The organism is Hydrogenophaga sp. R2, assembly GCF_049843595.1.
Lineage (GTDB): Bacteria > Pseudomonadota > Gammaproteobacteria > Burkholderiales > Burkholderiaceae_C > Hydrogenophaga.
In genome coordinates, this window is record NZ_JBBHZN010000001.1 from 1600223 (window position 1) to 1626682 (window position 26460).

Sequence of the window (26460 nt, forward strand, 5' to 3'; positions counted from 1 at the left end):
ACCGGGCCGGTTGGTTGCAGCAGGAGGCCGGGGGCAGTCTCACTCGCTGCGCGACGGCACCAGGATGTCGCGCTGGCCGCTGCTGGTCAGGGCACTGACCAGGCCGGCGTTCTCCATGTCTTCCAGCAACCGGGCGGCCCGGTTGTAGCCGATCTTGAGCTTGCGCTGCACATACGAGATGCTGGCCTTGCGGTCCTTGAGAACGATCTCCACCGCCTGGTCGTACAGCGGATCCTTCTCGCCGGAGGACCCCCCGCCGCCTTCACCGAAGACATCCCCGCCTTCGCCATCGGCGGCGCCGCCATCCAGCACGCCTTCGATGTAGTCGGGCTCGCCGCCCTGTTCCTTGAGGTAGGCCACCACGCGGTGCACCTCGTCGTCGCTCACGAAAGCCCCGTGCACCCGCACCGGGAAACCGGTGCCCGAGGGCATGTAGAGCATGTCGCCCATGCCCAGCAGGCTCTCGGCGCCCATCTGGTCCAGGATGGTGCGGCTGTCGATCTTGCTGCTGACCTGGAACGAGATGCGGGTGGGAATGTTGGCCTTGATCAGGCCGGTGATCACGTCCACGCTGGGCCGCTGTGTGGCCAGGATGAGGTGGATGCCGGCGGCACGCGCCTTCTGCGCCAGGCGGGCGATCAGCTCCTCGATCTTCTTGCCCACCACCATCATCAGGTCGGCCAGTTCGTCGATGACCACCACGATGTAGGGCAGGCGCTCCAGCGGCTCGGGCTGCTCCGGCGTGAGGCTGAACGGGTTGCCGATGATCTCGCCCCGGGCCTTGGCCTCGTCGATCTTGGTGTTGAAGCCGGCCAGGTTGCGCACGCCCATCTTGCTCATGAGCTTGTAACGCTTCTCCATTTCGGCCACGCACCAGTTCAGGCCGTTGGCGGCGTGCTTCATGTCGGTCACCACCGGCGCCAGCAGGTGCGGAATGCCCTCGTAGACGCTCATCTCCAGCATCTTGGGGTCGATCAGCAGCAGGCGCACATCCTTGGGGTCGGCCTTGTAGAGCAGCGACAGGATCATGGCGTTGATGCCCACCGACTTGCCCGAACCGGTGGTGCCGGCCACCAGGCAGTGCGGCATCTTCGCCAGGTCGGCCACCACCGGCTGGCCGCCGATGTCCTTGCCCAGGCCCATGGTGAGCAGGCTCTTCGCGTCGTTGTAGACCGACGACCCCAGGATCTCGGAGAGGCGGATGGTCTGGCGCTTGGCGTTGGGCAGCTCCAGCGCCATCAGGTTCTTGCCGGGGATGGTCTCGATCACGCGGATCGACACCAGCGACAGCGAACGCGCCAGGTCGCGGCCCAGGTTGACGATCTGGGAACCCTTCACGCCGGTGGCCGGTTCGATCTCGTAACGGGTGATCACCGGGCCCGGCGCCGCAGCCACCACCCGCACCTCCACGCCGAAGTCCTTGAGCTTCTTCTCGATCAGGCGGCTGGTCATCTCCAGCGTCTGCGGATCGACACTGGCCTGCTGACCCGGTGCGGCGTCCAGCAGGTCCACCTGCGGCAGCTTGCTGTCGGGCAACTCGGTGAACAGCGGCTTCTGCCGCTCCTTGGCCACGCGGTCGCTCTGCGGCACCTCCACCGGCATGGCCTCGATGACCACCGGCACCGGATGGTGCTCCTCGATCTCGACCCGCTCGACCTTGACCACCTCTTCCCGTTCGCGGGCCGCCTTCTCGCCGATGCGCTGGTCTTCCACCGCCTCGCGCTTTTCGCGGCGGGCCTGGAACCAGCCTTCCAGCGTGGCACCGACCTGCTCGGCCCAGTGGCCCCAGGAGAAACGGAACACCACCGGCAGGCAGATCACCACCAGCGCCAGCATGGCCAGCGCCGATCCGGTGAACCCGAGCCAGCGCAGCGCAGGCTGGCCCAGCGTCAGGCCGATCACGCCACCCGCGTGGTCCGGCAAGGCGGATTCCCAGCGGTGCAGGCGACTCCACTCCAGCACGGCACAGGCACACAGCAGCAGCACCAGCGCGGTCCACCCACCCAGACGGCGGACCACAGGCCGCTGCCACCAGCGGGACGGCTCGACCTCCCTCGGCACGGGCTCGTCGCGGCTGCTGCGCAGCCAGTCCGCCAGGGAGGAGAGCCAGGCCCGCACGCCGGCCGCAAACAGCACCCACACCGAAAAGCCGAACAGGTAATAGCTGGCATCGGCCAGGATGGCACCGGCACGGCCGGCCCAGTTGCTCACGGTGGCGTGCTGGCCGGTGGTGCTCCAGGCCGGGTCGGCCAGGGAATGGCTCAGCAGGGCCAGCAGCCAGAACAGCAACCCTGCCGCACCGAGCACAAGACCGATCTCCTGGGTGAAACGGGACAGGCCCGACGGCGCCTGCTGCGCACGCTCGGCATTGAGGGTGTTGAGTGAATACGTCATTCGCTGAATCGGAGGCGGGCGGCGAGCTTACCGCAGCAAGGGTCCCTCGCCAGCCCGGGAACGACCGTCAAGGCGCCATCAGCCCAGGGCGGTGAGGCGTTCCTTGACGATGGTCGCTCCGGTCTCGGTGACCTCGATGAAGCCACGGTCTTCCAGGTCCTTCATGACGCGGCTGACCATCTCGCGCGAGGCGCCGATCATCTTGGCCACGTCCTGGCGCGACACCCGGTCCTTGATGACCAGCTGGCCGTCCTTGTCCGGCTGGGCGAACTCGAGCAATGCGCGGGCCACGCGGCCGTACACGTCCATCAGCGCCAGCGACTCGATCTTGCGGTCGGCATGGCGCAGGCGCTGCACCAGCCCCTTCATGACGGCGTAGGCCATGGACGAGTTCTCCGGCAGGCAGCGGGCGAACTCGGCCCGGCCCAGGATGAGCGCGTCGGTCTGCACCTCGCAGCGCACCGTGGCCGAATGCGGCTGGTTGTCGATCAGGCTCATCTCGCCCACGTAGTCGCCCGGGTTCATGGTGGCCAGGATCACTTCACGCCCGCGGCTGTCGGTGGTCACCACCCTGGCCCGCCCGGTCAGCACGATGGCCAGGCAGTTCGATTTCTTGCCCTGCTCCACGATGCATTCGCCTCGCTTGAAACGGCGCTTGACCACCGCATCGGCGATGGCCTCGGCCTGGGCGGGCGTCAGGGACGAGAACAGGGGCACGCGGCGGATGAGGTCGAGATTGGACAGGATGGACATGCGTGTATTCCGGCTGACGACCCGACGCCCGGGCCAGCTTCCCTACAATTCCGCAGGGTGGCACCGCGCGACCATCGCATGCTCGGCGCCAGCAATCGACTCCCCAGCAACTCTAAACCAAATGCCCCGCCGTCCTGTTGGGGCTTGTGCCATATGAAACACGCCAAAGTCCTGATCCTGGGTTCCGGCCCTGCCGGCTACACCGCCGCCGTGTACGCCGCCCGCGCCAACCTCAATCCGGTGCTGATCACCGGCATCGCCCAGGGTGGCCAGCTCATGACCACCACCGACGTGGACAACTGGCCGGCCGATGCCCATGGCGTGCAGGGCCCCGACCTGATGCAGCGCTTCCAGGCCCATGCCGAGCGCTTCAAGACCGAGATGGTGTTCGACCACATCAACGCGGTCGACTTCTCCCGCCGCCCCTTCGTGCTCAAGGGCGACAGCGGCGAATACAGCTGCGATGCCCTGATCATCGCCACCGGTGCGTCGGCCAAGTACCTGGGCCTGCCGTCGGAGGCCGCCTTCATGGGCAAGGGCGTGTCCGGCTGCGCCACCTGCGACGGTTTCTTCTACCGCAACGAGGTCTGCAGCGTGGTGGGCGGCGGCAACACCGCCGTCGAGGAAGCGCTGTACCTCTCCAACATCGCCAGCAAGGTCTACCTGGTGCACCGCCGCGACACCTTCAAGGCCGAGGCCATCATGGTCGACAAGCTGATGGACAAGGTGAAGGCCGGCAAGATCGAGCTCAAGCTGCACAGCACCCTGGACGAGGTGCTGGGCGACCAGACCGGCGTGACCGGCATGCGCCTGCGCAACGTGCAGACCGGCGCCACCGAGGAGGTGGCCGTCAAGGGCTGCTTCATCGCCATCGGCCACCAGCCCAACACCGACATCTTCAAGGGCCAGCTGGAGATGAAGGACGGATACATCGTCACCCGCTCAGGCCTCCAGGGCATGGCCACCATGACCAGCGTGCCCGGCGTGTTTGCCGCCGGCGACGTGCAGGACCATGTCTACCGCCAGGCCATCACCAGCGCCGGCACCGGCTGCATGGCCGCCCTGGACGCCCAGCGTTACCTGGAGCAGCAGGCCGGCTGATCCGGCCCGCTCCCCGGGTCAGTTGGGCACTTCGGCCCGGTCATGGTTATAATCGCGGGCTTTGCTGTAGTTTCCGGCCTGCCGGGAACTCGCGATCGAGGGCAAGCTGGAAGCTCCACTGGGGGCTGAAGCCTGCCTTCATGGGTTACCGCCACCCATTCATGGCGAGGTGAGGCCGGCGCTGCACCGATGCGCAATGCACCTGTGTGCCGGCTGTTTGATCGATCGGAGTGTCCTCATGGCACGCGTCTGCGACGTAACGGGCAAGAAGCCCATGGTGGGAAACAATGTTTCCCACGCCAACAACAAGACCAAGCGCCGGTTCCTGCCGAACCTGCAATACCGCCGTTTCTGGGTCGAGAGCGAGAACCGCTGGGTTCGCCTCCGGGTGTCGGGCGCTGCCCTGCGCCTGATCGACAAGAACGGTATCGACGCTGTGCTCGCGGATCTGCGCGCGCGCGGCCAGGCCTGATCGCTGAAGGAGAACCGACATGGCAGCCAAAGGCGGACGCGAAAAGATCAAGCTGGAATCCACTGCGGGTACCGGCCACTTCTACACCACCGACAAGAACAAGAAGACCACGCCCGAGAAGATGCTGATCAAGAAATTTGATCCGGTCGCTCGCAAGCACGTCGACTACAAGGAAGTCAAGCTGAAGTGATTCGGCCGACCCCAATAAAAAAACCCGCTGTGATCCAGCGGGTTTTTTGTTGCCTGCCCGGGCTCGCACCCGGGCATCGCATGCGCGTCAGGCGTGGGCCGAACGCAGGCGGATGGAGAAATCGCGCAGGGCAGCGATGCCGCTGTCTTCGGCACGGCGGCACCAGGCCTGCAGGTCGGCAGCCAGCTGCTCGCGGGTGGCGGTGGTGCTGGACCACAGGGCGCGCAGTTCCTCGCGCATGGTGACCATCTTGTCGAGCACCGGGTGCTCGGCACGGATCTGGGCCAGCTGCGGCTTGACCTCGGCCGGCACCTTGTCGTCGTCGCGGTGCAGCCAGCGGCGGGCGGCCTGGGCCAGCGCGGTGTCGCTGCTGCGGGACTGCAGCGACTCCAGTTCGCGCTGGCAGGCGGCACGCATCTCGCGGGCGTAGCCGGCCATCACTTCGTAGCGGTTGGCAATGATGGCCTCCAGCGTCTTCTCGTCGGCCACCGGCTTCACATCACCGAAGGCCATGCGCGGGGCCACCTTCTTGACCGAGGCCAGACCCATGGACTTGAGGATGCTGATGTACATCCAGCCGATGTCGAACTCGTACGGCTTGACCGACAGCTTGGCCGAGGTCGGGTAGGTGTGGTGGTTGTTGTGCAGTTCCTCGCCACCGATGATGATGCCCCAGGGCGAGATGTTGGTGCTGGCGTCGGCCGCCTCGAAGTTGCGGTAGCCCCACCAGTGGCCGATGCCGTTGATGATGCCGGCTGCCGTGATGGGGATCCAGGCCATCTGCAGCGCCCACACGCTCAGGCCCAGGGCACCGAACAGCGAGACGTTGATGATGAGCATCAGGCTCACACCCAGCCGCGAACGGCCGGTGTAGATGTGGCGCTCCACCCAGTCGTTGGGGGTGTTGTGGCCGTAGCGGTCCAGGGTTTCCTGGTTCTTGGCCTCGGCGCGGTACAGCTCGGCGCCTTCGAAGAAGACCTTCTTGATGCCGAACACCACCGGGCTGTGGGGATCGCCTTCGTGTTCGCACTTGGCGTGGTGCTTGCGGTGGATGGCGGTCCACTCCTTGGTCACCATGCCGGTCGTCAGCCACAGCCAGAAGCGGAAGAAGTGGGAGGGAATCGGGTGCAGGTCCAGCGAGCGGTGCGCCGAATGGCGGTGCAGGTAGATGGTGACGCTGGCGATGGTGATGTGGGTGAACACCAGCGCCACGATCAGCACCTGCCACCAGCTGGCGCCGGTGATGCCGTTGCTGAGGAAGTTCACCAGGCCGTCGTGGAGGGTGGTGAACAAGCCGGAATCGGAAGCAATCATTGAAGTCCTAAGAGACTGTCCAGGGAACAAGGCAGGAGCCGGGAGCGCCGGACAGGGGCGCTCGCATGGGACCCGATTTTAGGTGCGGGGGTTCAAATCACCAACCGAAAAGAGGCCGGAATCCGCCCCCTTCCCGTCATGTGGGATCAAACCCCGGTTTTCAAGGCTTTTTCTGCCAGACGGCAGCGAAGAAGCCGTCGGTTGCATGCCGATGAGGCCACAAACGCAGCCATTGAGCACTTTCGCCTGCACACAGCGCGTCCGGACCCGGCACCTGGGCCGAGGCCAGGCACTGGGCGGCCGGCAGGACCGAAAAGTCCGGGTGGGCCTGGCCGAAGGCCTCGGCCACCGCCTCGTTCTCCTCCACCAGCAGGCTGCAGGTGGCATAGACCAGCCGGCCACCCGGCTTGAGCAGGCGGGCGGCGCTGGTCAGGATGGCCAGCTGCAGCCGGGCCTGGGCGGCCACGGTCTCGGGGGTCTGGCGCCATTTCAGGTCGGGGCTGCGGCGCAGGGTGCCCAGGCCGGAACACGGCGCGTCCACCAGCACCCGGTCGATCTTGCCGGCCAGCCGCTTGACCCGGTCGTCCCGCTCATGGGCAATGGCCACGGGATGCACGTTGGACAGCCCGCTGCGGGCCAGCCGTGGCTTGAGCGCGTCGAGCCGGTGGGCCGAGGTGTCGAAGGCATAGAGCCGGCCGCTGTTGCGCATGGCCGCACCCAGCGCCAGCGTCTTGCCGCCGGCACCGGCGCAGAAGTCCACCACCATCTCGCCGCGCTTGGGCGCCACCAGCAGCGACAGCAGCTGCGAGCCTTCGTCCTGCACCTCCACCTCGCCCTGGGTGAAGGCGTCCCAGCGGGCCAGCGAAGGCTTGCCCTGCATCCGGATGCCCAAAGGCGAGTACGGTGTGGCCTGGCCCTGCAGGCCGGTCTTCTCCAGCGAGGCCAGCACGGCTTCGCGCCGCGCCTTATGGCTGTTGACCCGCAGGTCCAGCGGCGCGGGCTGCAGCAGGCTGGCGGCCAGGGCATCGAACTCGGTACCCAGCTGGGCCTGCAGCGCCTGGGCCAGCCACTCGGGCAGGTTGTGGCGGTGCTGGGGCAGGAAATCGGCGTCGGTGGCGGTGGCGCACTGGTCGAGCCACACCTTTTCGGGCTCGGACAAGGCGCTCTTGAGGAAGTCGCGGTCGCCCGGAAAACCCAGGATGGCCAGGCGCCGCCACTTGGAGCCGCTGCCGGAACGGGCCAGAAACTCGAACTTCAGGCGCTCGCGCAGGGCGGCGTAGACGGTGTCGGAGAGGGTGGCGCGTTCGCGCGAACCCAGCGAACGGTTCTCGCGGAAGAAGCGGGCCAGCACGGCGTCGGCCGGGTGGTCGAAACGGAACACCTGCTCCATCAGGGCAGCGCATTCGTCAAGGAGGGCTTTGGGATGCATCCCCGTATTGTCGTCATCCCGGTCGGCCCTCAGGGGACAGACGGGCCGGGACCGATAATCGCGGGCTATGCCTGACATTTCCGATCAGGTGCGCCGCCGCCGCACCTTCGCCATCATTTCCCACCCCGACGCCGGCAAGACCACGCTGACCGAGAAGCTGCTGCTGTTCTCGGGCGCCATCAACATCGCCGGCTCGGTCAAGGCCCGCAAGGCCGCGCGCCACGCCACCTCCGACTGGATGGAGATCGAGAAGCAGCGCGGCATCTCGGTGGCCAGTTCGGTGATGCAGATGGAGTACCGCGACTGCGTCATCAACCTGCTCGACACCCCCGGCCACCAGGACTTCTCCGAAGACACCTACCGCGTGCTGACCGCCGTGGACGCGGCCCTGATGGTGATCGACGCCGGCAACGGCGTGGAGCCCCAGACCCGGCGCCTGCTGCAGGTCTGCCGGGCGCGCAACACGCCCATCCTGACCTTCATCAACAAGATGGACCGCGAGGTCAAGGCGCCGCTGGACCTGATGGACGAGATCGAGCGCGAACTCGGCATGACGGTGGTGCCCTTCACCTGGCCGGTGGGCATGGGCAAGACCTTCCGCGGCGTGTACGACCGCCGCGAGGACCAGATGCGGGTGTTTGCCGCCGGCGAGGACCGCCGCGGCGGCGACGAGGAAGTGCTGGCCGGACTCGACAACGCCGAGAGCGCCGCGCGCTTCGGCATGGAATGGAGCACCGCCAGGGACGAGCTGGAGCTGGTGGAAGGCGCCTCGCCGGCCTTCGACAAGGACGCCTTCCTCGCAGGCTCCCAGACACCCATGCTGTTCGGCTCGGCCGTCAACAACTTCGGCGTGCGCGAGGTGCTCGACGCCCTGGTGGATCTGGCGCCGCCGCCGGCCGAGCGCCCGGCCATCCAGCGCGTGGTGGAGCCGGTGGAGCCCAAGTTCACCGGCGTGGTGTTCAAGATCCAGGCCAACATGGACCCGGCGCACCGCGACCGCATCGCGTTCGTGCGCGTGGCCAGCGGCCACTTCGAGCGCGGCATGCGCCTGAAGGTGGTGCGCAGCGGCAAGGAACTGCGCCCCAACACGGTGGTGAGCTTCCTGAGCCAGCGCCGCGAGCTGCTGGACGAGGCCTTTGCCGGCGACATCATCGGCATCCCCAACCACGGCGTGCTGCAGCTGGGCGACACGCTCACCGAGGGCGAGAGCCTGCAGTTCACCGGCCTGCCCTTCTTTGCACCGGAGATCATCCGCAGCGTGGAAGTGGCCGATCCGCTGCGCACCAAGCAGCTGCGCGCCGGCCTGACCCAGCTGGGCGAGGAAGGCGCGATCCAGGTGTTCCGCCCGGTGGCCGGCAGCGTGCTGCTGCTGGGGGCGGTCGGTCAGCTGCAGTTCGAGGTGGTGGCCCACCGGCTGGAGCACGAATACGGCGTGAAGGCGCGCATCACCGGCAGCTCGTACAACGTGGCACGCTGGGTGACCTGCGCCCCCGAGGATGGCGGCGAGCAGGAGCTCAAGCGCTTCATCGACGCCAACGCCCACCGCGTGGCGCTGGATGCGGTGGACGCGCCCACCGTGCTGCTGGACCACATGGCCACGCTGCGCGCGGTGGAAGCCAACTGGCCGAAGATCAAGTTCCACGCCATGCGGGAACACGCCGGCCTGGTGTTCGCGAAGTCGATGTGACCGCCGTCAGGCGCTGAGCAGGCGCTCCACCGCCTCGGGGTAGATCCGGTGTTCCTGGCTGAGCACGCGCTCGGCCAGCACCTCGGGCGTGTCGCCGGGCAGCACCGGCACCACCGCCTGGGCCAGGATCTCGCCGTGGTCGAGTTCGGCGGTGACGCGGTGCACCGTGGCACCCGCAAAGCGGCAGCCCATCTCGATGGCGCGCTGGTGCGTCCTGAGGCCGGGAAACGCCGGCAGCAGGCTGGGGTGGATGTTGATCAGCCGCCCCTCGTAATGCGCCACGAAACCGGGCGTGAGGATGCGCATGAAGCCGGCCAGCAGCACCAGGGCCGGGCGGTGGGCGTCGATGGCCTGCATCAGGGCGGCGTCAAAGGCTTCGCGGCCGTCGTGCTGGCGGTGGTCCACCACGGCGGTGGCCAGGCCCTGCTCCCGCGCCCATAGCAGACCGGCCGCATCGGGCCGGTTGCTGATGACCGCCACCACCTGAGCGCCCCAGCGCTGCGCCCAGCGGCGCTGCTTCGAGGCTTCGACCAGGGCGGCCATGTTCGAGCCGCTGCCCGAGATGAGGATGACGATGGGTTGGTCGACGGCAGACATGGGCCGGGAGTGTAATAAGCCGGCGGTGGGGGTCGGTTTTGTCGCAGCCCGGACAGGACGGAATCGAACGCCCGTGCGAAACTGCCCCCGGTATCAGATCGCCCCATGCTGCGGGGCTTGAACAGGAGACATCCGATGGATTTGGCCTTCACGCCCGAAGAGCAGGCGTTTCGCGAAGAGATCCGTGGCTGGGTCAGGGAGAACCTGCCCGCCGACATCGCCCACAAGGTGCACAACGCCCTGCGCCTGTCGCGCGACGACATGCAGCGCTGGGCCAGGATCCTGGGCAAGAAGGGCTGGCTGGGCTGGAACTGGCCCAAGCAGTTCGGCGGCCCGGGCTGGAACGCGGTGCAGCGCCACCTGTTCGAAGAGGAATGCGCCCTGGCCGGTGCGCCGCGCGTGGTGCCCTTCGGTCCCGTCATGGTCGCGCCGGTCATCATGGCGTTCGGCAACAAGGAACAGCAGGAACGCCACCTGCCCGGCATCGCCAGCGGCGAGGTGTGGTGGAGCCAGGGCTACAGCGAACCGGGTTCGGGTTCGGACCTGGCCTCGCTCAAGTGCCGCGCCGAGCGCAAGGGCGACAAGTACATCGTCAATGGCCAGAAGACCTGGACCACGCTGGGCCAGTACGGCGAATGGATCTTCTGCCTGGTGCGCACCAGCACCGAAGGCAAGCCGCAGACCGGCATCAGCTTCCTGCTGATCGACATGAAGTCGCCCGGTGTGACGGTGCGTCCCATCAAGCTGCTGGACGGCGAATGCGAGGTCAACGAGGTCTGGTTCGACAACGTCGAGGTGCCAGCCGAGAACCTGGTGGGCGAAGAGAACCAGGGCTGGACCTATGCCAAGTACCTGCTGGGCCACGAGCGCACCAACATCGCCGACGTGAACCGCGCCAAGCGCGAGCTGGAGCGCCTCAAGCGCATCGCCAAGGCCGAGGGCGTGTGGGAAGACAGCCGCTTCCGCGACCAGATCGCCCTGCTGGAGGTGGACGTGGTGGCGCTGGAGATGATGGTGCTGCGCGTGCTGTCGGCCGAGAAGTCCGGCAAGAGCTCGCTGGACATCGCCGGCCTGCTCAAGATCCGCGGCAGCGAGATCCAGCAGCGATACACCGAACTCATGATGCTGGCCGCCGGCCCCTACAGCCTGCCCTTCATCTTCGAGGCCATGGAAGCCGGCTGGCAGGGCGACTTCCCCGGCGGCACGCTGGCCAACGCCCCGCTGGCCTCCACCTACTTCAACATGCGCAAGACCACGATCTACGGCGGATCGAACGAGGTCCAGCGCAACATCGTCGCGCAGACCGTGCTCGGCTGATCAGGAGACATCCATGGATTTCGATTTTTCCGAAGACCAGGTCGCGCTGCGCGACGCCGTGCAGAAATGGGTCGAGAAGGGCTACGACTTCGAACGCCGCCGCGCCATCGTGGCTGCCGGCGGCTACTCGGCCGAAGCCTACGGCGAACTGGCCGGCCTGGGTCTGGCCGGCCTGTATGTGAGCGACGACCACGGCGGCCTGGGGATGGGCCCGGTGGAAGCCATGGTGGTGATGGAAGAGCTGGGTCGCGGCATGGTGCTCGAACCCCTGGGCCAGACGTTGATCGCCAGCGCCGTGCTGCAGGGCTACGCCGGTGCCGACCTGCAGTCGGCCTGGCTGCCGCGCATCGCCGGTGGCGAGGCCCTGGTGGTGCTGGCGCAGCAGGAGCGCGGCGCACGTTACCGCCTGGACCGCTGCCAGACCACCGCCACGGCGTCGGGCAACGGCTACACGCTGCGCGGCACCAAGAACCTGGTGCCGGTGGCCGATCAGGCGCAGGCCTTCATCGTGCCGGCCGAACTGGACGGCAGCATCGCCCTGTTCCTGGTGGAAGCTGGCGCCAACGGCGTGCGCACCACCGGTCACCACACCCAGGACGGCAGCCGTGCGGGTGACCTGCATCTGGACGGCGCGGCCGGTCAGCTCATCACCCGCGACGGCCTGACCGCGCTGGAGCACGCCGTGGACGTGGGCACCGCCGCCGTGTGTGCCGAAGCGGTCGGCGTGATGGACAAGACCCTGGCCATCACCGTGGAGTACATGAACACGCGCAAGCAGTTCGGTGTGGCGATTGCCACCTTCCAGGCCCTGCGCCACCGCGTGGCCGACATGAAGATGCAACTGGAACTGGCCCGCTCCATGAGCTACTACGCCAGCCTCAAGCTCAACGCACCGACCGAAGAGCGACGCGCTGCCATGGCGCGGGCCAAGGTGCAGCTGGGGCAGTCGATGCGCTTCGTGGGCCAGCAGGCGGTGCAGCTGCACGGCGGCATCGGCGTGACCGACGAATACATCGTCAGCCACTGCTTCAAGAAGCTGACCCAGCTGGAGATGACCTTCGGCGACACCCTGCACCACCTGGGCGAGGTGTCGGCCCGCATGACCGAGACCGCCGGCGTGTTCGCCTGACCGCCCCGGGCCACCGCCCGCGCGCTCAGGCGTGCAGGCGGGAGGTCTTGGGCAGGTGGGACATCAGGAACTCCATCTGGTCCGCCAGGATGCGGCGGTTGCGCAGGATGAAGTCCTCCCACAGGCTGGGCACATACGGCGCATACAGCAGCGGCATGTGGGCCTGTTCGGGCGTGCGGTTGCCCTTGCGGTGGTTGCACGACTTGCAGGCCGTGACCACGTTCATCCAGGTGTCCCGCCCCTTCTGGCCCAGCGGCTGGATGTGTTCGCGGGTCAGGTCGTCCTCGTGGAAATGCTCGCCGCAGTAGGCGCACACGTTGCGGTCGCGCGAGAACAGCTTGCTGTTGGTCAGCGTGGGCCGCAGGTCGAAGGGATTGATGCGCGGCACGCCCTGGGTGCCGATGATGGAGTTGACCGTGATGATCGACTGGCGCCCGGTGATGGCGTTGTGCCCGCCATGGAAGACCGCGATCTCGGCCCCCATTTCCCAGCGCACCTCATCCGCCGCGTAATGCAGCACCGCCTCTTCCAGGCTGATCCAGGACTGAGGCAGACCTTGGGCGGAGAGCTTCAAGACCTTCAAAACGGGCTCCTTCGTTCAACGAGTCACCGAACCGGTCCGGAGGCACTTCCCCCGGGGGCATGCGTTTTCCTGTGCCAATATAGCAAGCTTTGATGACGGCTCGCCGTTGCCCACAGAACATACCCGCCTCACTGCATGAAGATCATCCGCGGTCTCTGGAACCGCCCGAACGGCGCGCCCGCCCTGCCCGGTGCCTGTGCCCTGACCATCGGCAACTTCGACGGCGTGCACCGGGGGCATCAGGCCATGCTGGCCCTGCTGCAGAACGAGGCCCGGCACCGGGGCGTGCCCACCTGCGTCATGACCTTCGAGCCGCACCCGCGCGACTTCTTTGCCGCCATGCAGCGCAAGCCCGAACTGGCACCGGCCCGCATCGCCACCCTGCGCGACAAGCTCGAAGAGCTGGCCCGCTGCGGCGTCGACCAGTGCGTGGTGCTGCCCTTCAACGAGCGGCTGGCGTCGCAGAGCCCGCAGGCCTTCATCGAAGACACGCTGGTGGGCGCCCTGGGCGTGCGCTATGTGCTGGTGGGCGACGACTTCCGCTTCGGTGCGCGCCGCGCCGGCGACTACGCCATGCTGGACGCGGCCGGTTCCCGCCTGGGCTTCGACGTGGCCCGCATGCAGAGCTACGAGGTGCACGGCCTGCGGGTGTCCAGCTCGGCGGTGCGCGAGGCGCTGGCCGAAGGCCGCATGCAGGACGCCGCCGCCCTGCTCGGCCGGCCCTATGCCATCAGCGGACACGTGGTGCACGGCCGCAAGCTGGGCCGTGAACTGGGCGAAACCCAACCGGGCGCCCGCGACGGCTTCCGCACCCTGAACCTGCGCTTCTCGCACTGGAAGCCGGCGGCCAGCGGCATCTTTGCGGTGCATGTGCATGGCCTGTGGGACACCCCGCTGCCCGGCGTGGCCAACCTGGGGGTGCGGCCCTCGCTCGACCCGGACGATGTGAACGGCGGGCGCGTGCTGCTCGAAACCCATTGCCTGGAATGGCCGGCGGAGCTGGCCCGTCGCCTGCCCGGCGCAGAGGCCTACGGTAAAATCGTGCGCGTGGAACTGCTGCACAAACTGCACGACGAACTCAAGTACGACAGTCTGGATGCCCTGACCCGGGGCATTGCCCGCGACTGCGATGACGCCCGTGCGTTCTTTGCATCCCTGCACACGCAGACCCACCGGCAGACCACCCGCGACCGAATTTGAGGCTGTCCGCCTCACCGGTCGCCGCCCTTCGACAGGCCCAGGGCGAACGGAGCCCTTCCCCTCGTCACCCTGTACCCGACACCCGTTCGGGCTGAGCCTGTCGAAGCCCCCACCGAGCCGCCCGCCATGTCCGACACGACCCCCAACGCCTACCCCGTCAACCTGCTGGAGACGCCCTTCCCGATGCGGGGCGACCTGCCCAAGCGCGAACCCGGCTGGGTGAAGGAGTGGAACGAGAGCGGCCTCTACCGCCGCCTGCGCGATGCCCGCCAGGGGGCCCCGCTGTTCGTGCTGCACGACGGCCCGCCGTATGCCAACGGCAAGCTGCACATCGGGCATGCGCTGAACAAGGTGCTCAAGGACATGATCGTCAAGAGCAAGCAGCTCGCAGGCTTCGATGCGCAGTACATCCCCGGCTGGGACTGCCACGGCCTGCCCATCGAGAACGCCATCGAGAAGCTGCATGGCCGCAACCTGGGCCGCGACGACATGCAGGCCAAAAGCCGCGCCTACGCCACCGAGCAGATCGCGCAGCAGCGCGAGGACTTCAAGCGCCTGGGCGTGCTGGGCGACTGGGAGCGACCCTACCGCACCATGGACCCGGCCAACGAGGCCGGGCAGATCCGCGCCTTCAAGCGGGTCATCGAGCGCGGCTTCGTGTACCGCGGCCTCAAGCCGGTGTACTGGTGCTTCGACTGCGGCAGTTCGCTGGCCGAGTTCGAGATCGAATACGCCGACAAGAAGAGCGACACGCTGGACGTGGCCTTCGAGTCCAACGACCCGGCCAGCCTGGCCCAGGCCTTCGGCCTGAGCGCCTTGCCCGCCGGCAAGCCGGCCTTTGCCGTCATCTGGACCACCACCGCCTGGACCATCCCGGCCAACCAGGCCCTCAATGCCCACTCCGAGCTGGAATACGCGCTGGTGGACACGCCACGCGGCGTGCTGCTGCTGGGTGCCAGCCTGGTCGAGAAGTGCCTGGAGCGCTACGGCCTGGAAGGCACGGTGCTGGCCACGGCCAAGGGCGAGGCCCTGCGCGGTCAGGTGTTCCGCCACCCGCTGCACCACATCGACAGCGGCAGCAGCAAGTACAGCTACCACCGCCTCTCGCCGCTGTTCCTGGCCGAGTACGTGAGCGACAGCGACGGCACCGGCATCGTGCATTCGTCCCCGGCCTACGGCGTGGACGACTTCAACAGCTGCGTGGCCCACGGGATGGCCTACGACGACATCCTCAACCCGGTGCAGGGCAACGGTGTCTACACCGACGAGCTGCCCCTGTTCGGCGGCCAGCACATCTGGAAGGCCTGCCCGGTCATCATCGAGACGCTGCGCGAGCACGGCCGCCTCATGGCCACGCAGGCCATCACCCACAGCTACCCGCACTGCTGGCGCCACAAGACGCCGGTGATCTACCGCGCCGCCGCGCAGTGGTTCATCCGCATGGACGAAGGCGAAGGCGTGTTCACGAAAGACAAGGCGCCGCGCACCCTGCGCCAGCTGGCGCTGGACGCCATCGACGGCACCGACTTCTACCCCGAGAACGGCCGCGCCCGACTGCGCGACATGATCGCCAACCGGCCCGACTGGTGCATCTCGCGCCAGCGCAGCTGGGGCGTGCCGGTGCCCTTCTTCCTGCACAAGGACAGCGGCGAGCTGCACCCGCGCACCATGGAGATCCTCGACCAGGCGGCCGACATCGTCGAGAAAGGCGGCATCGAGGCCTGGAGCCGTGTGACCACCGAAGAGATCCTGGGTGCTGCCGACGCACCCCACTACACCAAGAGCACCGACATCCTGGAAGTGTGGTTCGACTCCGGCTCCACCTTTTGGCACGTGCTGCGCGGCTCGCACGCCAAGGCCTACCCAAACGGGGCGTCCCACGCGCAAGGCCCCGAGGCCGACCTGTACCTGGAAGGCCACGACCAGCACCGCGGCTGGTTCCACAGCTCGCTGCTGCTGGGCTGCGCCCTGTTCGACCGCGCGCCCTACAAGGGCCTGCTGACCCACGGCTTCGCCACCGACGGCCAGGGCCGCAAGATGAGCAAGAGCCTGGGCAACACGGTGGAGCCGCAGTCGGTCACCAGCAAGCTGGGCGCCGAGATCGTGCGGCTGTGGGTGGCCTCGACCGACTACTCGGGCGACCTCAACATCGACGACAAGATCCTGGCCCGCGTGGTGGACGCCTACCGCCGCATCCGCAACACGCTGCGCTTCCTGCTGGCCAACCTGTCCGACTTCGACGCCGCCACCCACGCCGTGCCGCTGGACCGGCTGCTGGAGATCGACCGCTACGCCCTGGCCCGCGCCGCGCAGATGCAGGCCGAGGTGCGCTCGCACTTCGACCGCTACGAGTTCCACCCGGTGGTGGCCAAGCTGCAGGTGTACTGCTCGGAAGACCTGGGCGCCTTCTACCTGGACGTGCTCAAGGACCGCCTCTACACCACCGCACCCGACAGCCATGCCCGTCGCAGTGCGCAGACCGCCCTGCACCACATCACCCATGCCATGCTGCGCTGGATGGCGCCGTTCCTGAGCTTCACCGCCGAGGAAGCCTGGCCGGTGCTGGCGGGCGCGAAGAACCAGGGCTCGATCTTCTTCGAGACCTTTGCCGATCTGCCCCAGCCCGACGAAGCCCTGCTGGCCAAGTGGGGCGAGGTGCTGCAGGTGCGCGAACTGGTCAACAAGAAGATCGAGGAACGCCGTGTGGTCGGCGAGGTGGGTTCGTCGCTGCAGGCCGAGATCGTGGTCAAGGCCTCGGGCCCGGTGTTCGACGCGCTGCACAGCCTGGGCGGCGACCTGAAGTTCGTATTGATCACCTCCAAGGCACTGCTGGTGCGCGAGGAAGGCTCGGGCGTGGTGATCGAGGTCACCCCGTCGGCCGCCACCAAATGCGAGCGCTGCTGGCACTACCGCGACGACGTCGGCCACGACCCGGCGCACCCCGGCATCTGCGGCCGCTGCACCAGCAACCTGTTCGGCGCGGGCGAAACCCGCACGGTGGCCTGATGGCACGCGCGGCGGGCAAGGGATCCAGCGCCGGGCTGTGGCCCTGGCTGGGCCTGGCCCTGGCCCTCTTCCTGGTCGACCAGTTCACCAAGGTGCTGATCCTGGGCTACTACCAGCTCGGCGACAGCACGCGCATCACCTCGTTCTTCAATGTGGTGAGGGTGCACAACCACGGTGCGGCCTTCTCCTTCCTGGCGGGTGCGGGTGGCTGGCAGCGCTGGTTCTTCACCGCCATCGGCGTGGCGGCCACGATCTTCATCGTGTGGATGCTGCGCTCGCACCCGGGCCAGAAGCTGTTCGCCTTCGCGCTGTCGTGCATCCTGGGCGGTGCCGTGGGCAACGTGATCGACCGGCTGATCCACGGCTATGTGGTGGACTGGCTGGACTTCCATTTCGACTTCCTCTCCCCGCTGTTCCGGGGCGGGCACTTTCCGTCCTTCAACATCGCGGACGTGGCCATCACCATCGGCGCCATCGCGCTGATCCTGGACGAGATCCTGCGGGTGCGGCGCGGGCGCTGACATGGCGCCGGCAGGGTGCCTGTGCTACCCTGCCCCTCCCGCCGCGCGGCCAACGCAGCCGCACGGGGCCCCCACCCCGATTGACCCCAGCCAGGAGACACGCCATGCCCGGCCTGCTGCCCGACGTCGACCCCGACGGCCTGTACGAGTTCTCGGTGGTCTACACCGACCGCGCCCTCAACCACATGTCCCAGCGCTTCCAGCGCGTCATGACCGACATCGGGCGCATGCTCAAGTCGGTGTACGGCGCGCACTCGGCGGTGCTGGTGCCCGGCAGCGGCACCTTCGGCATGGAATCGGTGGCACGCCAGTTCGCCACCGGCCGCCACGCACTGGTGCTGCGCAACGGCTGGTTCAGCTACCGCTGGACCCAGATCTTCGACATGGGCGCCATCCCGGCCAGCCACACCGTGCTCAAGGCCCGTCGGGCCGATGGCCGCACCGATGCCCAGGCCCCGTGGGTGCCCGCCCCCATCGACGAGGTGGTGGCCACCATCGCCCGCGAGAAGCCCGCCGTGGTGTTCGCCCCGCACGTGGAAACCTCGGCCGGCATGATCCTGCCCGACGACTACCTGCGCGCCGTGGCCGACGCCACCCATGCCGCCGGCGGCCTGTTCGTGCTGGACTGCATCGCCTCGGGTGCCATGTGGGTCGACATGCGCGCCACCGGCGTGGACGTGCTCATCAGCGCACCGCAGAAGGGCTGGAGCAGCTCTCCCTGCTGCGCCATGGTGATGCTGAGCGAAAGGGCCCGCGCCGCCATCGACGCCACCCAGAGCACCACCTTCGCCATGGACCTGAAGAAGTGGCTGCAGATCATGGAAACCTACGAAGGCGGCGGGCACGCGTACCACACCACCCTGCCCACCGACGCACTCACCCGGCTGCAGCAGACCATGGCCGAGACCGAGGCCTATGGCTTCGAGCGGGTGCGCCAGGAGCAGATCGCCCTGGGGCGTTCGGTGCGGGCACTCACCGAGCGCCACGGCTTTGCCAGCGTGGCGGCGCCGGGCTTCCAGGCGCCGGGCGTGGTGGTGAGCCACACCACCGACGCCGACATCCAGTCCAGCAAGAAATTTCTGGCCGTGGGCCTGCAGACCGCTGCCGGCGTGCCGCTGCAATGCGACGAAGGCCCGGACTTCCGGACCTTCCGCCTGGGCCTGTTCGGCCTGGACAAGTGGCACGACGTGCCGGCCACGGTGCAGCGCCTGGAGCGGGCACTGCAGCAGGTGGCGCCGGTGGCTGCTCCGGCGCAACCCCAGCCGGCCTGAGCCGGCGCTGCCGTCAGGGCAGCAGCACGGTGCAGCCGGTGGTGCTGCGCGCTTCCAGCGACTCGTGGGCCTTGCGCACGTCGGTCAGCGCAAAACGCTGATCGATGCGGATGTGCACCGCGCCGCTGGTGACGGCCTGGAACAGGTCGTCGGCCATGGCCTGGGTGCGCTCGCGCGTGGTGATGTGCGAGAACAGGGTCTGGCGGGTCAGGTAGAGCGAGCCCTTGGGGCCGAGTGCGCCCGGGGCGAACGGGGCCACCGGACCGCTGGCGTTGCCGAAGCTCACCATCAGGCCGAAGGGCATCAGGCAGTCCAGCGACTTGTCGAAGGTGTCCTTGCCCACCGAGTCGTACACCACCTTCACGCCCTTGCCGCCGGTGATCTCCTTGACGCGGGCGGCAAAGTCTTCGGTGCGGTAGTTGATGACGTGGCTGGCACCGTGCTCCAGGGCCAGCTGGCACTTGTCGTCGCTGCCGGCGGTGCCGATGAGCTTGAGGCCCAGGGCGCGGGCCCACTGGCAGGCGATCAGGCCCACACCGCCGGCAGCAGCGTGGAACAGCACGAAGTCGCCGGCCTGCAGGCCTTCCACCGGCTTGCAGTGCTTGAGCAGGTACTGGGCGGTCAGGCCCTTGAGCATCATGGCCGCGCCGGTCTCGAAGCTGATGGCGTCTGGCAGGCGGCACACGTTCATGGCGGGCATGACGCGCACATCGCAGTAGCTGCCGGGCGGGTTGGCGGCATAGGCCGCGCGGTCGCCCACCTTGAGGTGGGTCACGCCCTCGCCCACCGCCTCGATCACGCCGGCGCCTTCCATGCCCAGGGCCAGCGGCATGGTGTTGGGGTACAGGCCGGTGCGCTGGTAGACGTCGATGAAGTTCAGGCCGATGGCATGGTGGCGGATGCGCACCTGGCCGGGGCCGGGCTCGCCGACGGTGACGTTGTCGATGACGAGCTGCTCGGGGCCGCCGGTGGCATGGATGCGCACGGCACGGCTGGTGGTGTCGGACATGGGGAATCTCCTCGTGTTGTGGGTGGCGGTGTGCGGATGTCGGGGCCGGCAACATGCCGGGCTGCACGGCAGCGATGCTGCCACGAATCCACCACCGCGCCTGCGCGACAGCGTCCCGCCCATGACGCCCGCCGGGGCATGACCCGGTTGATACAGTGCGGGCCATGTCGAATGCGCTCACTGCCCGCCTCTCTGCCACCACCGTGCTGCTGCTGCTCATGCCGCCCCTCATGTGGGCTGGCAATGCGGTGGTGGGGCGCATGGTCAACGGGCTGGTGCCCCCCGTCCTGCTGAACACGCTGCGCTGGTCGCTGGCCGTGGTGATCCTGCTGCCGCTGGCGGGCTGGGTGCTGCGGCGCGGCAGCGGCCTGTGGCCCCACTGGCGGCGCTTTGCGCTGCTGGGCATGCTGGGCGTGGGCAGCTACAACGCGCTGCAGTACCTGGCCCTGAAGACCTCCACCCCGGTGAACGTCACCCTGGTGGCCGCCAGCACGCCGGTGTGGATGCTGCTGCTGGGCCGGCTGTTCTATGGCGTGCCGGTGAGCGGCCGGGCTGCCCTGGGCGCGGTGCTGTCGCTGTGCGGCGTGATGGCCGTGCTCTCGCGCGGCGACATCCACGGCCTGCTGGCGGTGCGGCTGGTGCCGGGCGATGCACTCATGCTGCTGGCGGCCATCCTGTGGGCCTGGTACAGCTGGCTGCTGGCCCGCCCGGCACCGGGCAGCGAACCGCCCGCCATCAAGGCCGACTGGGCCGCCTTCCTGATGGCGCAGATGGTGATGGGTGTGGCCTGGTCGGGGCTGCTGTCGGCGGTGGAATGGCAGCTGCTGCCCGCCCTGCCGGCCGGTCAGTCGCATGTGCAGTGGGGCTGGCCGCTGGCCGCCGCCCTGCTGTTCGTCACCCTGGGCCCGTCGCTGCTGGCCTACCGCTGCTGGGGCACCGGCGTGGCCCGCGTGGGGCCGGCCGTGGCCGGGTTCTTTGCCAACCTCACGCCGCTGTTTGCCGCGCTGCTGTCGACCGCCCTGCTGGGCGAGCATCCCCAGCCGTACCACGCACTGGGATTCGCGCTCATCGTGGGTGGCATCGTGGTCAGCTCGCGGCGCTGACCCACCGCGCGCCCTGCCCGGTCAGTAGGTGCCGGGGTACAGACCGCCGTCGGGCAGGATGTTCTGGCCGTTGATGTAGCCCGCATGGCGGCTGCACAGGAAGGCGCAGATGGCGCCGAACTCGTCGGGCGTGCCGAAGCGGCGGGCCGGCACCTGCGCCATCTGGGCCGCACGGACCTCGTCCACCGACTTGCCGGTCTTGGCGGCAGCCCCGGCCAGCGTGCCCTGCAGGCGGTCGGTGTCGAACTTGCCGGGCAGCAGGTTGTTGATGGTCACGCCCTGAGCCGCAATGCCGCTGCGCGCCACGCCCGCCACGAAACCGGTCAGGCCGCTGCGCGCGCCGTTGCTCAGGCCCAGGATGTCGATGGGCGCCTTCACCGCACTGCTGGTGATGTTGATGATGCGGCCGAAGCCGCGCTGCGCCATGCCGTCCACCGTGGCCTTGATCAGCTCGATGGGGGTCAGCATGTTGGCGTCGACCGCGCGGATCCAGGCGTCGCGGTCCCAGGTGCGGAAATCGCCCGGCGGCGGACCGCCCGCATTGGTGACCACGATGTCGAAACTCGTGCCCGGGCCACCCGGTGCGGCGAACACGGCGGCACGGCCTTCGGCGGTGGTGATGTCGGCCGCCACGGCCAGCACCTGCACACCGGGGTGCGCGGCGCGCAGGGCGGTGGCCGACGCATTCAGGGCTTCGGCGCCGCGCGCCACCATCACCACGTTCACGCCTTCGGCGGCCAGCGCCTTGGCGCAGCCCAGGCCCAGCCCCTTGCTGGCACCACCCACCAGGGCCCAGCGGCCCGCAATACCCAGATCCATGAAAGTCTCCTGAAATGAAAGAACGGGTTCAACGCGCCTGCGGACTGCCGAAGCGCGTGACCAGAAACACGCCCGCCACCACCAGCACCGTGCCGGCAATGATCCAGGCGTTGAAGGGTTCGTCGAGGATGAACACGCCCATGGCAATCGTCGACATGGGGCCGATCATGCCGGTCTGTGCGGCCAGACCCGAGCCGATGCGCTCGATCGCCATCATGACCATGATCACCGGCGCAAAGGTGCACAGCGTGGCATTGAGCACCGACAGCCAGATCACCTCGGGCGCCACCTCGGCCGCCGACAGCGGCCGCAGGACTGCAAACTGCGCAATGCACAGCAGGCAGGCCACGCTGGTGGCCAGACCCACCAGCCGCATGGAGCCCAGCCGCTGCACCAGCTCGCCGCTGTAGAGCAGGTAGATGGCGTAGCTCACCGCGCTGCCGAACACCAGCGCCGTGCCCAGCACCGCGTCGGGCCCCTGAAAACCGGCCTCGTGCCCGAACACCAGCAGCACGCCGGCATAACTCACCGCCATGGCCACCGCCTGCAGGCGAGACACACGGCGGCGGTAGATGAGCCAGCCCAGCAGCAGCACCAGCGTGGGGTTGAGGTAGAGGATGAGCCGCTCCAGGCTGGCGCTGATGTACTGCAGCCCCCAGAAGTCCAGAAAGCTCGCCAGGTAGTAACCGGTCACCCCCAGGCCCAGGATGCCCAGCCAGTCCTTGCGCGTCAGCGGCACCGGCTTCACACCGTCGCGCGGCCGGCTGGCCCACCAGGCCAGGGCCAGGAACAGCGGCAGCGCAAACAGCATGCGGTACATGATGAGCGTGACCGCGTCCACGCCATGGCGGTAGGCCAGCTTGACGATGATGGCCTTGCCCGAGAAGGCCATGCTGCCGGCCGCCGCCAGGATCAGGCCCGAGATGAGGTGCGGCGGTCGTCGGGAAGAAGCCGGGGTGCCCGGCGTGGGGGAAGACATGCCCCGATTATCGGCACCTCGGAGATACCCCCTCACTGTATCGGTGGCGTGGTCGCCAGCACCTCGTCGATGGTGGTCAGGCCCTCGGCGATGCGGGCCGCACCCGCCAGGCGCAGCGGGCGCATGCCGTCCTTCACCGCCTGCAGGCGCAGGCTTTCCATGTGGGGTTCGCGGCTGACCCGGTCCTTGAAGGCTTCGGTCATGGTGAGCAGTTCGTACAGGCCCATGCGGCCCTTGAAGCCGGTCATGCGGCAGTCCACGCAGCCCACCGGCTGGTAGGGCCGGTAGCCGCCGCTGATCTGCCAGGGTTTGACCAGATCGGCCAGGGCCTGGCGCGAACGGGCGGTGGTCTCGTCGTCTTCCTTCACCCGGCAGGCCGGGCACAGGGTGCGCACCAGGCGCTGGGCCAGCACGCCCAGCACGGTGGCATTGATGAGGTAGGGCGGGATGCCCAGCTCCATGAGCCGCATGATGGCCGAGGGCGCATCGTTGGTGTGCAGGGTGGTGAACACCAGGTGGCCGGTGAGCGCGGCCTGCACCGCCATCTCGGCGGTGGCCAGGTCGCGCACCTCGCCCACCATGATGATGTCCGGGTCCTGCCGCATGAGGGCGCGCAGGCCCTGCGCAAAGTCGAGGTCGAGGTGCGGCTGCACCTGGGTCTGGTTGAAGGCCGGCTCGATCATCTCGATGGGGTCTTCCACCGTGCTCACGTTCACCTCTTCGGTGGCCAGGCGCTTGAGCGTGGCGTACAGCGTGGTGGTCTTGCCCGACCCGGTGGGGCCGGTCACCAGGATGATGCCGTGGGGCCGGCGGGTGAGCGCCTCCCAGCGCTGCGCGTCGTGCGGCACGAAGCCCAGCGCCGCCAGGTCCTTGACCGTGGACTCCGGGTCGAAGATGCGCATGACCAGCTTCTCGCCGAAGGCCGTGGGCAGCGTGGACAGGCGCATCTCCACCTCGTCGCCCTTGGTGCCGTTGGCAGCGGCGGGCTTGAGCGTCTTGATGCGCCCGTCCTGCGGGCGGCGGCGCTCCACCACGTCCATGCGGCCCAGCAGCTTGATGCGGGCCACCATGGCGTTCATCACGCCCAGCGGCAGCTGGTACACCGGGTGCAGCACGCCGTCGATGCGGAACCGGATCACGCCCTGGTCGCGCCGGGGCTCCATGTGGATGTCGCTGGCGCGCTGGTCGAAGGCGTACTGCCAGAGCCAGTCCACCACCTGCACCACACCCTGGTCGTTGGCATCGAGCTGCTTGTTGCCCTTGCCCAGCTCCACCAGCTGCTCGAAGCTGCTGATGGCGCTGCCGTTGCCGCCGCTCTTGCTGGCCGCGCGCACCGAGCGCGCCAGGGCAAAGAACTCCGCCGTGTAGCGCGCAATGTCCTGCGGGCTGGAAAGCACCATGCGCACGCTCTTGCGGGTCTGGCGCTCCACCTCGGTCATCCAGTCGCGCACGAAGGGTTCGGCCGTGGCCACCACCACCTCGGTCGGGGTCACCTGCACCGGCAGCACCTTGTGGCGCTCGGCATAGGCCGCGCTCATGACCTCGGCCACCTTGCCCACGTCCACCTTGAGCGGGTCGATGCGCTGGTAACTCAGGCCGCAGCGCTGGGCCAGCCATTCGGTCAGCATCTGGTCGTCCAGCACATGGCCGTCGGCGGCGCGGGCCATGCCCACCACCGACAGGCGCTGCACCGGGTGCTGGGCGCTGTGGGCCGATGCGCAGCGGGCCACGGTGCGGTCGGCCTCCTGCTCGGAGATCACGCCGTCCTCGCGCAGCCACTCCACCAGCGTGCGCCAGTCCAGCAGCTGGCCCGGCGGCAACGAAGCCCCCGCTGGCACCGCCGATTCAGCCGATTTCCTGGGACCCATGGCGCTTCACCCTTCCACAGCCTTGAACATCTTGAGCCACTTCACCGCCGGCAGACCCCAGCGGGTCTGTACCGCCTCGGCCCGGGCCAGCAACTCCATGCGGCCGGGGCGCGAGGGCGTACGCTGCGCCAGCACCACGGTGTTGCCTTCGCGCGTGGGCCGGAACGCCCAGACGGCATCCGTGCCGAAAGCCTCGCACAGGCTGGCCAGCGAACGATCGTAGCTGGCGTCGCGCCCGAACAGGTTGACGGTCAGGCAGCCCTCGTCGGTGAGCAGCTGGCGGCAGTCGGCATAGAAATCGGCGCTGTCGAGCACGGGGGCGGCGGCTTCGTGGTCGTACAGATCGACCTGCACCGCATCAAAACGGCCCAGGTGTTCGGGCCGCCGGATCTCGGCCCCGGCATCGGCCAGCAGCACCCGCAGCCGGGCGCTGTCGGCCGGCAGCTTGAACCACTGCCGGCACACCGCCACCACCTGGGGATTGATCTCGATGGCCGTGGTGGCCATGCGCAGCTTCTTGAAGCAGAACTTGGTGAGTGCCGCCGACCCCAGCCCCAGCTGCAGGGCCTGTCGCCGGGGCACCGAGTCGGGATCGACGAACAGCAGCCAGGCCATCATGCGCTGGACGTAATCCAGCTCGATGTCGAACGGCGCATCCAGCAGCATGGAGCCCTGTATCCATTCGGTGCCCAGGTGGAGGAAACGCACCTCGCCGTCTTCGGAGATGGTGACTTCGGGAAGGGGGGCAGCGGAACGTGGGGTGGCCGAAGCGGCGGGACGGTGCATGGGACGATTATGGGCGGGGTCAGGCCGCCGCCCGCGGGCTCAGGGCCAGCACCCGCCGCGCATTGGCCGTCGTTGCCTCGGCCAGGGCAGCGGGCGACAGGCCCCGCAACCCCGCCAGCACCGCCCCGATGCGCGGCAGCTCGGCCGGGGTGTTGAGCCCCTGCGGCGCACCCGCCGCCCGTTCGGCGGCGGTGCGGTAGAGCCACTGGGGCGGGATGTCGGGCGAATCGGTCTCCAGCACCAGGGCCTCCAGGGGCAGCTCGGTGGCCAGCCGCCGCAGCTGCCGGGCGGCCTCGAAGGTGACGGCACCGCCGAAGCCCAGGCAGAAACCCCGGTCGATGAAGGCACGGGCCTGCTGCTCGCTGCCGTTGAAGGCATGGGCAATGCCGCCTTGCACCGGCACCTCGCGCAGGTGCTTGAGCAGCAGATCGGCGCTGCGCCGCACATGCAGGATGACCGGCAGGTCGTGCCGGCGGGCCAGCCGCAGCTGCGCGCGATAGAAGTGCTGCTGCCGTTCGCGCAGGTCGGGGGTGCAGAGTGCCGGCACGAAGAAGTCCAGCCCGATCTCGCCCACCGCCACCAGGCGCGGGTCACTGCGGTGCCGGGTCAGGGCGTCGTCCAGCCGCTGCAGGTCTTCCTCCCGGGCCTCGGGCACATACAGCGGGTGGATGCCCAGCGCGTACACATCGCCCAGCTGGTGCGCGAGCAGGCGCACGGTGTCGAAGTGGGCCGCCTGCACGGCCGGAATCACGCAACGGTCCACACCCTTCTCGGCGGCCCGCAGGCGCAGCGCTGCCACACCATCGGGGTGGCGGCTGAGCTCGGGGGCGTCAAGGTGGGCGTGGGTGTCGATCCACATGGTGCGGGTTGCAGGCTGCGGGGTTGATTGTGCGGCGACCGCGCGGTCTGCCTTAGCATGATCGGCACAACAC

The 26460-nt window shown here is 68.4% G+C and carries 23 protein-coding genes; 11 read left to right on the forward strand and 12 right to left on the reverse strand.

Annotation, left to right across the window (positions count from 1 at the left end; genetic code table 11):
* Positions 1–39: 39 nt before the first annotated feature.
* Positions 40–2394, reverse strand: coding sequence for a DNA translocase FtsK (locus WD026_RS07770; protein WP_425723044.1), 2355 nt, complete (start codon positions 2392–2394; stop codon positions 40–42).
* A gap of 78 nt (positions 2395–2472) precedes the next feature.
* Positions 2473–3147 carry a Crp/Fnr family transcriptional regulator gene (locus WD026_RS07775; protein ID WP_425723045.1) on the reverse strand — a complete coding sequence of 225 codons (675 nt, stop codon included), beginning with the start codon at positions 3145–3147 and terminating at the stop codon, positions 2473–2475.
* A gap of 153 nt (positions 3148–3300) precedes the next feature.
* On the opposite strand from WD026_RS07775, the gene trxB reads away from it, so the two are divergent.
* The 3 genes from trxB (at position 3301) to rpmG (ending at position 4910) form a co-directional block, all read left to right on the forward strand.
* Positions 3301–4248: a thioredoxin-disulfide reductase gene (trxB, locus tag WD026_RS07780; RefSeq protein ID WP_425723046.1), complete on the forward strand. Its 948-nt coding sequence runs from the start codon at positions 3301–3303 to the stop codon at positions 4246–4248.
* Between the two features lie 238 nt (positions 4249–4486).
* Positions 4487–4720 carry a 50S ribosomal protein L28 gene (rpmB, locus tag WD026_RS07785; RefSeq protein ID WP_056269541.1) on the forward strand — a complete coding sequence of 78 codons (234 nt, stop codon included), beginning with the start codon at positions 4487–4489 and terminating at the stop codon, positions 4718–4720.
* A 19-nt stretch (positions 4721–4739) separates the two neighbouring features.
* Positions 4740–4910 carry a 50S ribosomal protein L33 gene (rpmG, locus tag WD026_RS07790; RefSeq protein ID WP_086121134.1) on the forward strand — a complete coding sequence of 57 codons (171 nt, stop codon included), beginning with the start codon at positions 4740–4742 and terminating at the stop codon, positions 4908–4910.
* Positions 4911–4997: 87 nt separating this feature from the next.
* Here the strand turns inward: rpmG and WD026_RS07795 are convergent, their stop codons facing one another.
* Both WD026_RS07795 and WD026_RS07800 read right to left on the reverse strand, forming a co-directional pair.
* Positions 4998–6224 carry a DesA family fatty acid desaturase gene (locus tag WD026_RS07795; protein ID WP_425723047.1) on the reverse strand — a complete coding sequence of 409 codons (1227 nt, stop codon included), beginning with the start codon at positions 6222–6224 and terminating at the stop codon, positions 4998–5000.
* A gap of 160 nt (positions 6225–6384) precedes the next feature.
* The gene (locus tag WD026_RS07800) at positions 6385–7653 is read right to left on the reverse strand and encodes an RsmB/NOP family class I SAM-dependent RNA methyltransferase (protein ID WP_425723048.1); all 1269 of its coding nucleotides are present in this window, start codon (positions 7651–7653) and stop codon (positions 6385–6387) included.
* A 67-nt stretch (positions 7654–7720) separates the two neighbouring features.
* On the opposite strand from WD026_RS07800, the gene WD026_RS07805 reads away from it, so the two are divergent.
* Positions 7721–9340: a peptide chain release factor 3 gene (locus WD026_RS07805; RefSeq protein ID WP_425723049.1), complete on the forward strand. Its 1620-nt coding sequence runs from the start codon at positions 7721–7723 to the stop codon at positions 9338–9340.
* 6 nt (positions 9341–9346) lie between these two features.
* Here the strand turns inward: WD026_RS07805 and purN are convergent, their stop codons facing one another.
* On the reverse strand, positions 9347–9937 hold the full coding sequence (gene purN / locus WD026_RS07810; protein WP_425723050.1) for a phosphoribosylglycinamide formyltransferase: 591 nt from the start codon (positions 9935–9937) through the stop codon (positions 9347–9349).
* Positions 9938–10072: 135 nt separating this feature from the next.
* Here purN and WD026_RS07815 point away from each other — a divergent pair, with 135 nt between their 5' ends.
* Both WD026_RS07815 and WD026_RS07820 read left to right on the forward strand, forming a co-directional pair.
* A complete protein-coding gene (locus tag WD026_RS07815; RefSeq protein WP_425723051.1) occupies positions 10073–11254 on the forward strand; it encodes an acyl-CoA dehydrogenase family protein in 1182 nt (393 codons plus the stop codon).
* 13 nt (positions 11255–11267) lie between these two features.
* On the forward strand, positions 11268–12383 hold the full coding sequence (locus WD026_RS07820) for an acyl-CoA dehydrogenase family protein (RefSeq protein ID WP_425723052.1): 1116 nt from the start codon (positions 11268–11270) through the stop codon (positions 12381–12383).
* Between the two features lie 25 nt (positions 12384–12408).
* Here the strand turns inward: WD026_RS07820 and WD026_RS07825 are convergent, their stop codons facing one another.
* Positions 12409–12966, reverse strand: a complete 558-nt coding sequence (locus WD026_RS07825) for an HNH endonuclease (protein ID WP_425723053.1) — start codon at positions 12964–12966, stop codon at positions 12409–12411.
* A gap of 135 nt (positions 12967–13101) precedes the next feature.
* On the opposite strand from WD026_RS07825, the gene WD026_RS07830 reads away from it, so the two are divergent.
* From WD026_RS07830 to WD026_RS07845, 4 genes are all read left to right on the forward strand, one after another.
* Complete coding sequence (locus WD026_RS07830; protein ID WP_425723054.1) at positions 13102–14166, forward strand: bifunctional riboflavin kinase/FAD synthetase; 1065 nt, start codon at positions 13102–13104, stop codon at positions 14164–14166.
* A 126-nt stretch (positions 14167–14292) separates the two neighbouring features.
* Positions 14293–17172, forward strand: coding sequence for an isoleucine--tRNA ligase (gene ileS, locus WD026_RS07835; protein ID WP_425723055.1), 2880 nt, complete (start codon positions 14293–14295; stop codon positions 17170–17172).
* Positions 17172–17693, forward strand: a complete 522-nt coding sequence (gene lspA / locus WD026_RS07840) for a signal peptidase II (RefSeq protein WP_425723056.1) — start codon at positions 17172–17174, stop codon at positions 17691–17693. The genes ileS and lspA overlap by 1 nt, the downstream gene beginning before the upstream one ends.
* A gap of 104 nt (positions 17694–17797) precedes the next feature.
* A complete protein-coding gene (locus WD026_RS07845) occupies positions 17798–18964 on the forward strand; it encodes an aminotransferase class V-fold PLP-dependent enzyme (RefSeq protein WP_425723057.1) in 1167 nt (388 codons plus the stop codon).
* A 13-nt stretch (positions 18965–18977) separates the two neighbouring features.
* Here the strand turns inward: WD026_RS07845 and WD026_RS07850 are convergent, their stop codons facing one another.
* The gene (locus WD026_RS07850) at positions 18978–19973 is read right to left on the reverse strand and encodes a quinone oxidoreductase family protein (RefSeq protein ID WP_425723058.1); all 996 of its coding nucleotides are present in this window, start codon (positions 19971–19973) and stop codon (positions 18978–18980) included.
* A 164-nt stretch (positions 19974–20137) separates the two neighbouring features.
* Here WD026_RS07850 and WD026_RS07855 point away from each other — a divergent pair, with 164 nt between their 5' ends.
* On the forward strand, positions 20138–21076 hold the full coding sequence (locus WD026_RS07855; RefSeq protein ID WP_425723059.1) for a DMT family transporter: 939 nt from the start codon (positions 20138–20140) through the stop codon (positions 21074–21076).
* 21 nt (positions 21077–21097) lie between these two features.
* Here the strand turns inward: WD026_RS07855 and WD026_RS07860 are convergent, their stop codons facing one another.
* Genes WD026_RS07860 through WD026_RS07880 form a run of 5 tightly spaced genes read right to left on the reverse strand, consistent with a single transcriptional unit; the run spans position 21098 to position 26387 of the window.
* Positions 21098–21895 carry an SDR family oxidoreductase gene (locus WD026_RS07860; RefSeq protein ID WP_425723060.1) on the reverse strand — a complete coding sequence of 266 codons (798 nt, stop codon included), beginning with the start codon at positions 21893–21895 and terminating at the stop codon, positions 21098–21100.
* A 28-nt stretch (positions 21896–21923) separates the two neighbouring features.
* Positions 21924–22874, reverse strand: coding sequence for a DMT family transporter (locus WD026_RS07865; protein ID WP_425723061.1), 951 nt, complete (start codon positions 22872–22874; stop codon positions 21924–21926).
* Between the two features lie 32 nt (positions 22875–22906).
* Positions 22907–24742 (reverse strand): GspE/PulE family protein, encoded by a 1836-nt coding sequence (locus tag WD026_RS07870; protein ID WP_425723062.1) that lies wholly within the window; start codon positions 24740–24742, stop codon positions 22907–22909.
* A 6-nt stretch (positions 24743–24748) separates the two neighbouring features.
* Positions 24749–25528, reverse strand: coding sequence for a spermidine synthase (locus tag WD026_RS07875; RefSeq protein WP_425723063.1), 780 nt, complete (start codon positions 25526–25528; stop codon positions 24749–24751).
* Positions 25529–25547: 19 nt separating this feature from the next.
* On the reverse strand, positions 25548–26387 hold the full coding sequence (locus tag WD026_RS07880; protein WP_425723064.1) for a TatD family hydrolase: 840 nt from the start codon (positions 26385–26387) through the stop codon (positions 25548–25550).
* Positions 26388–26460 lie beyond the last annotated feature (73 nt).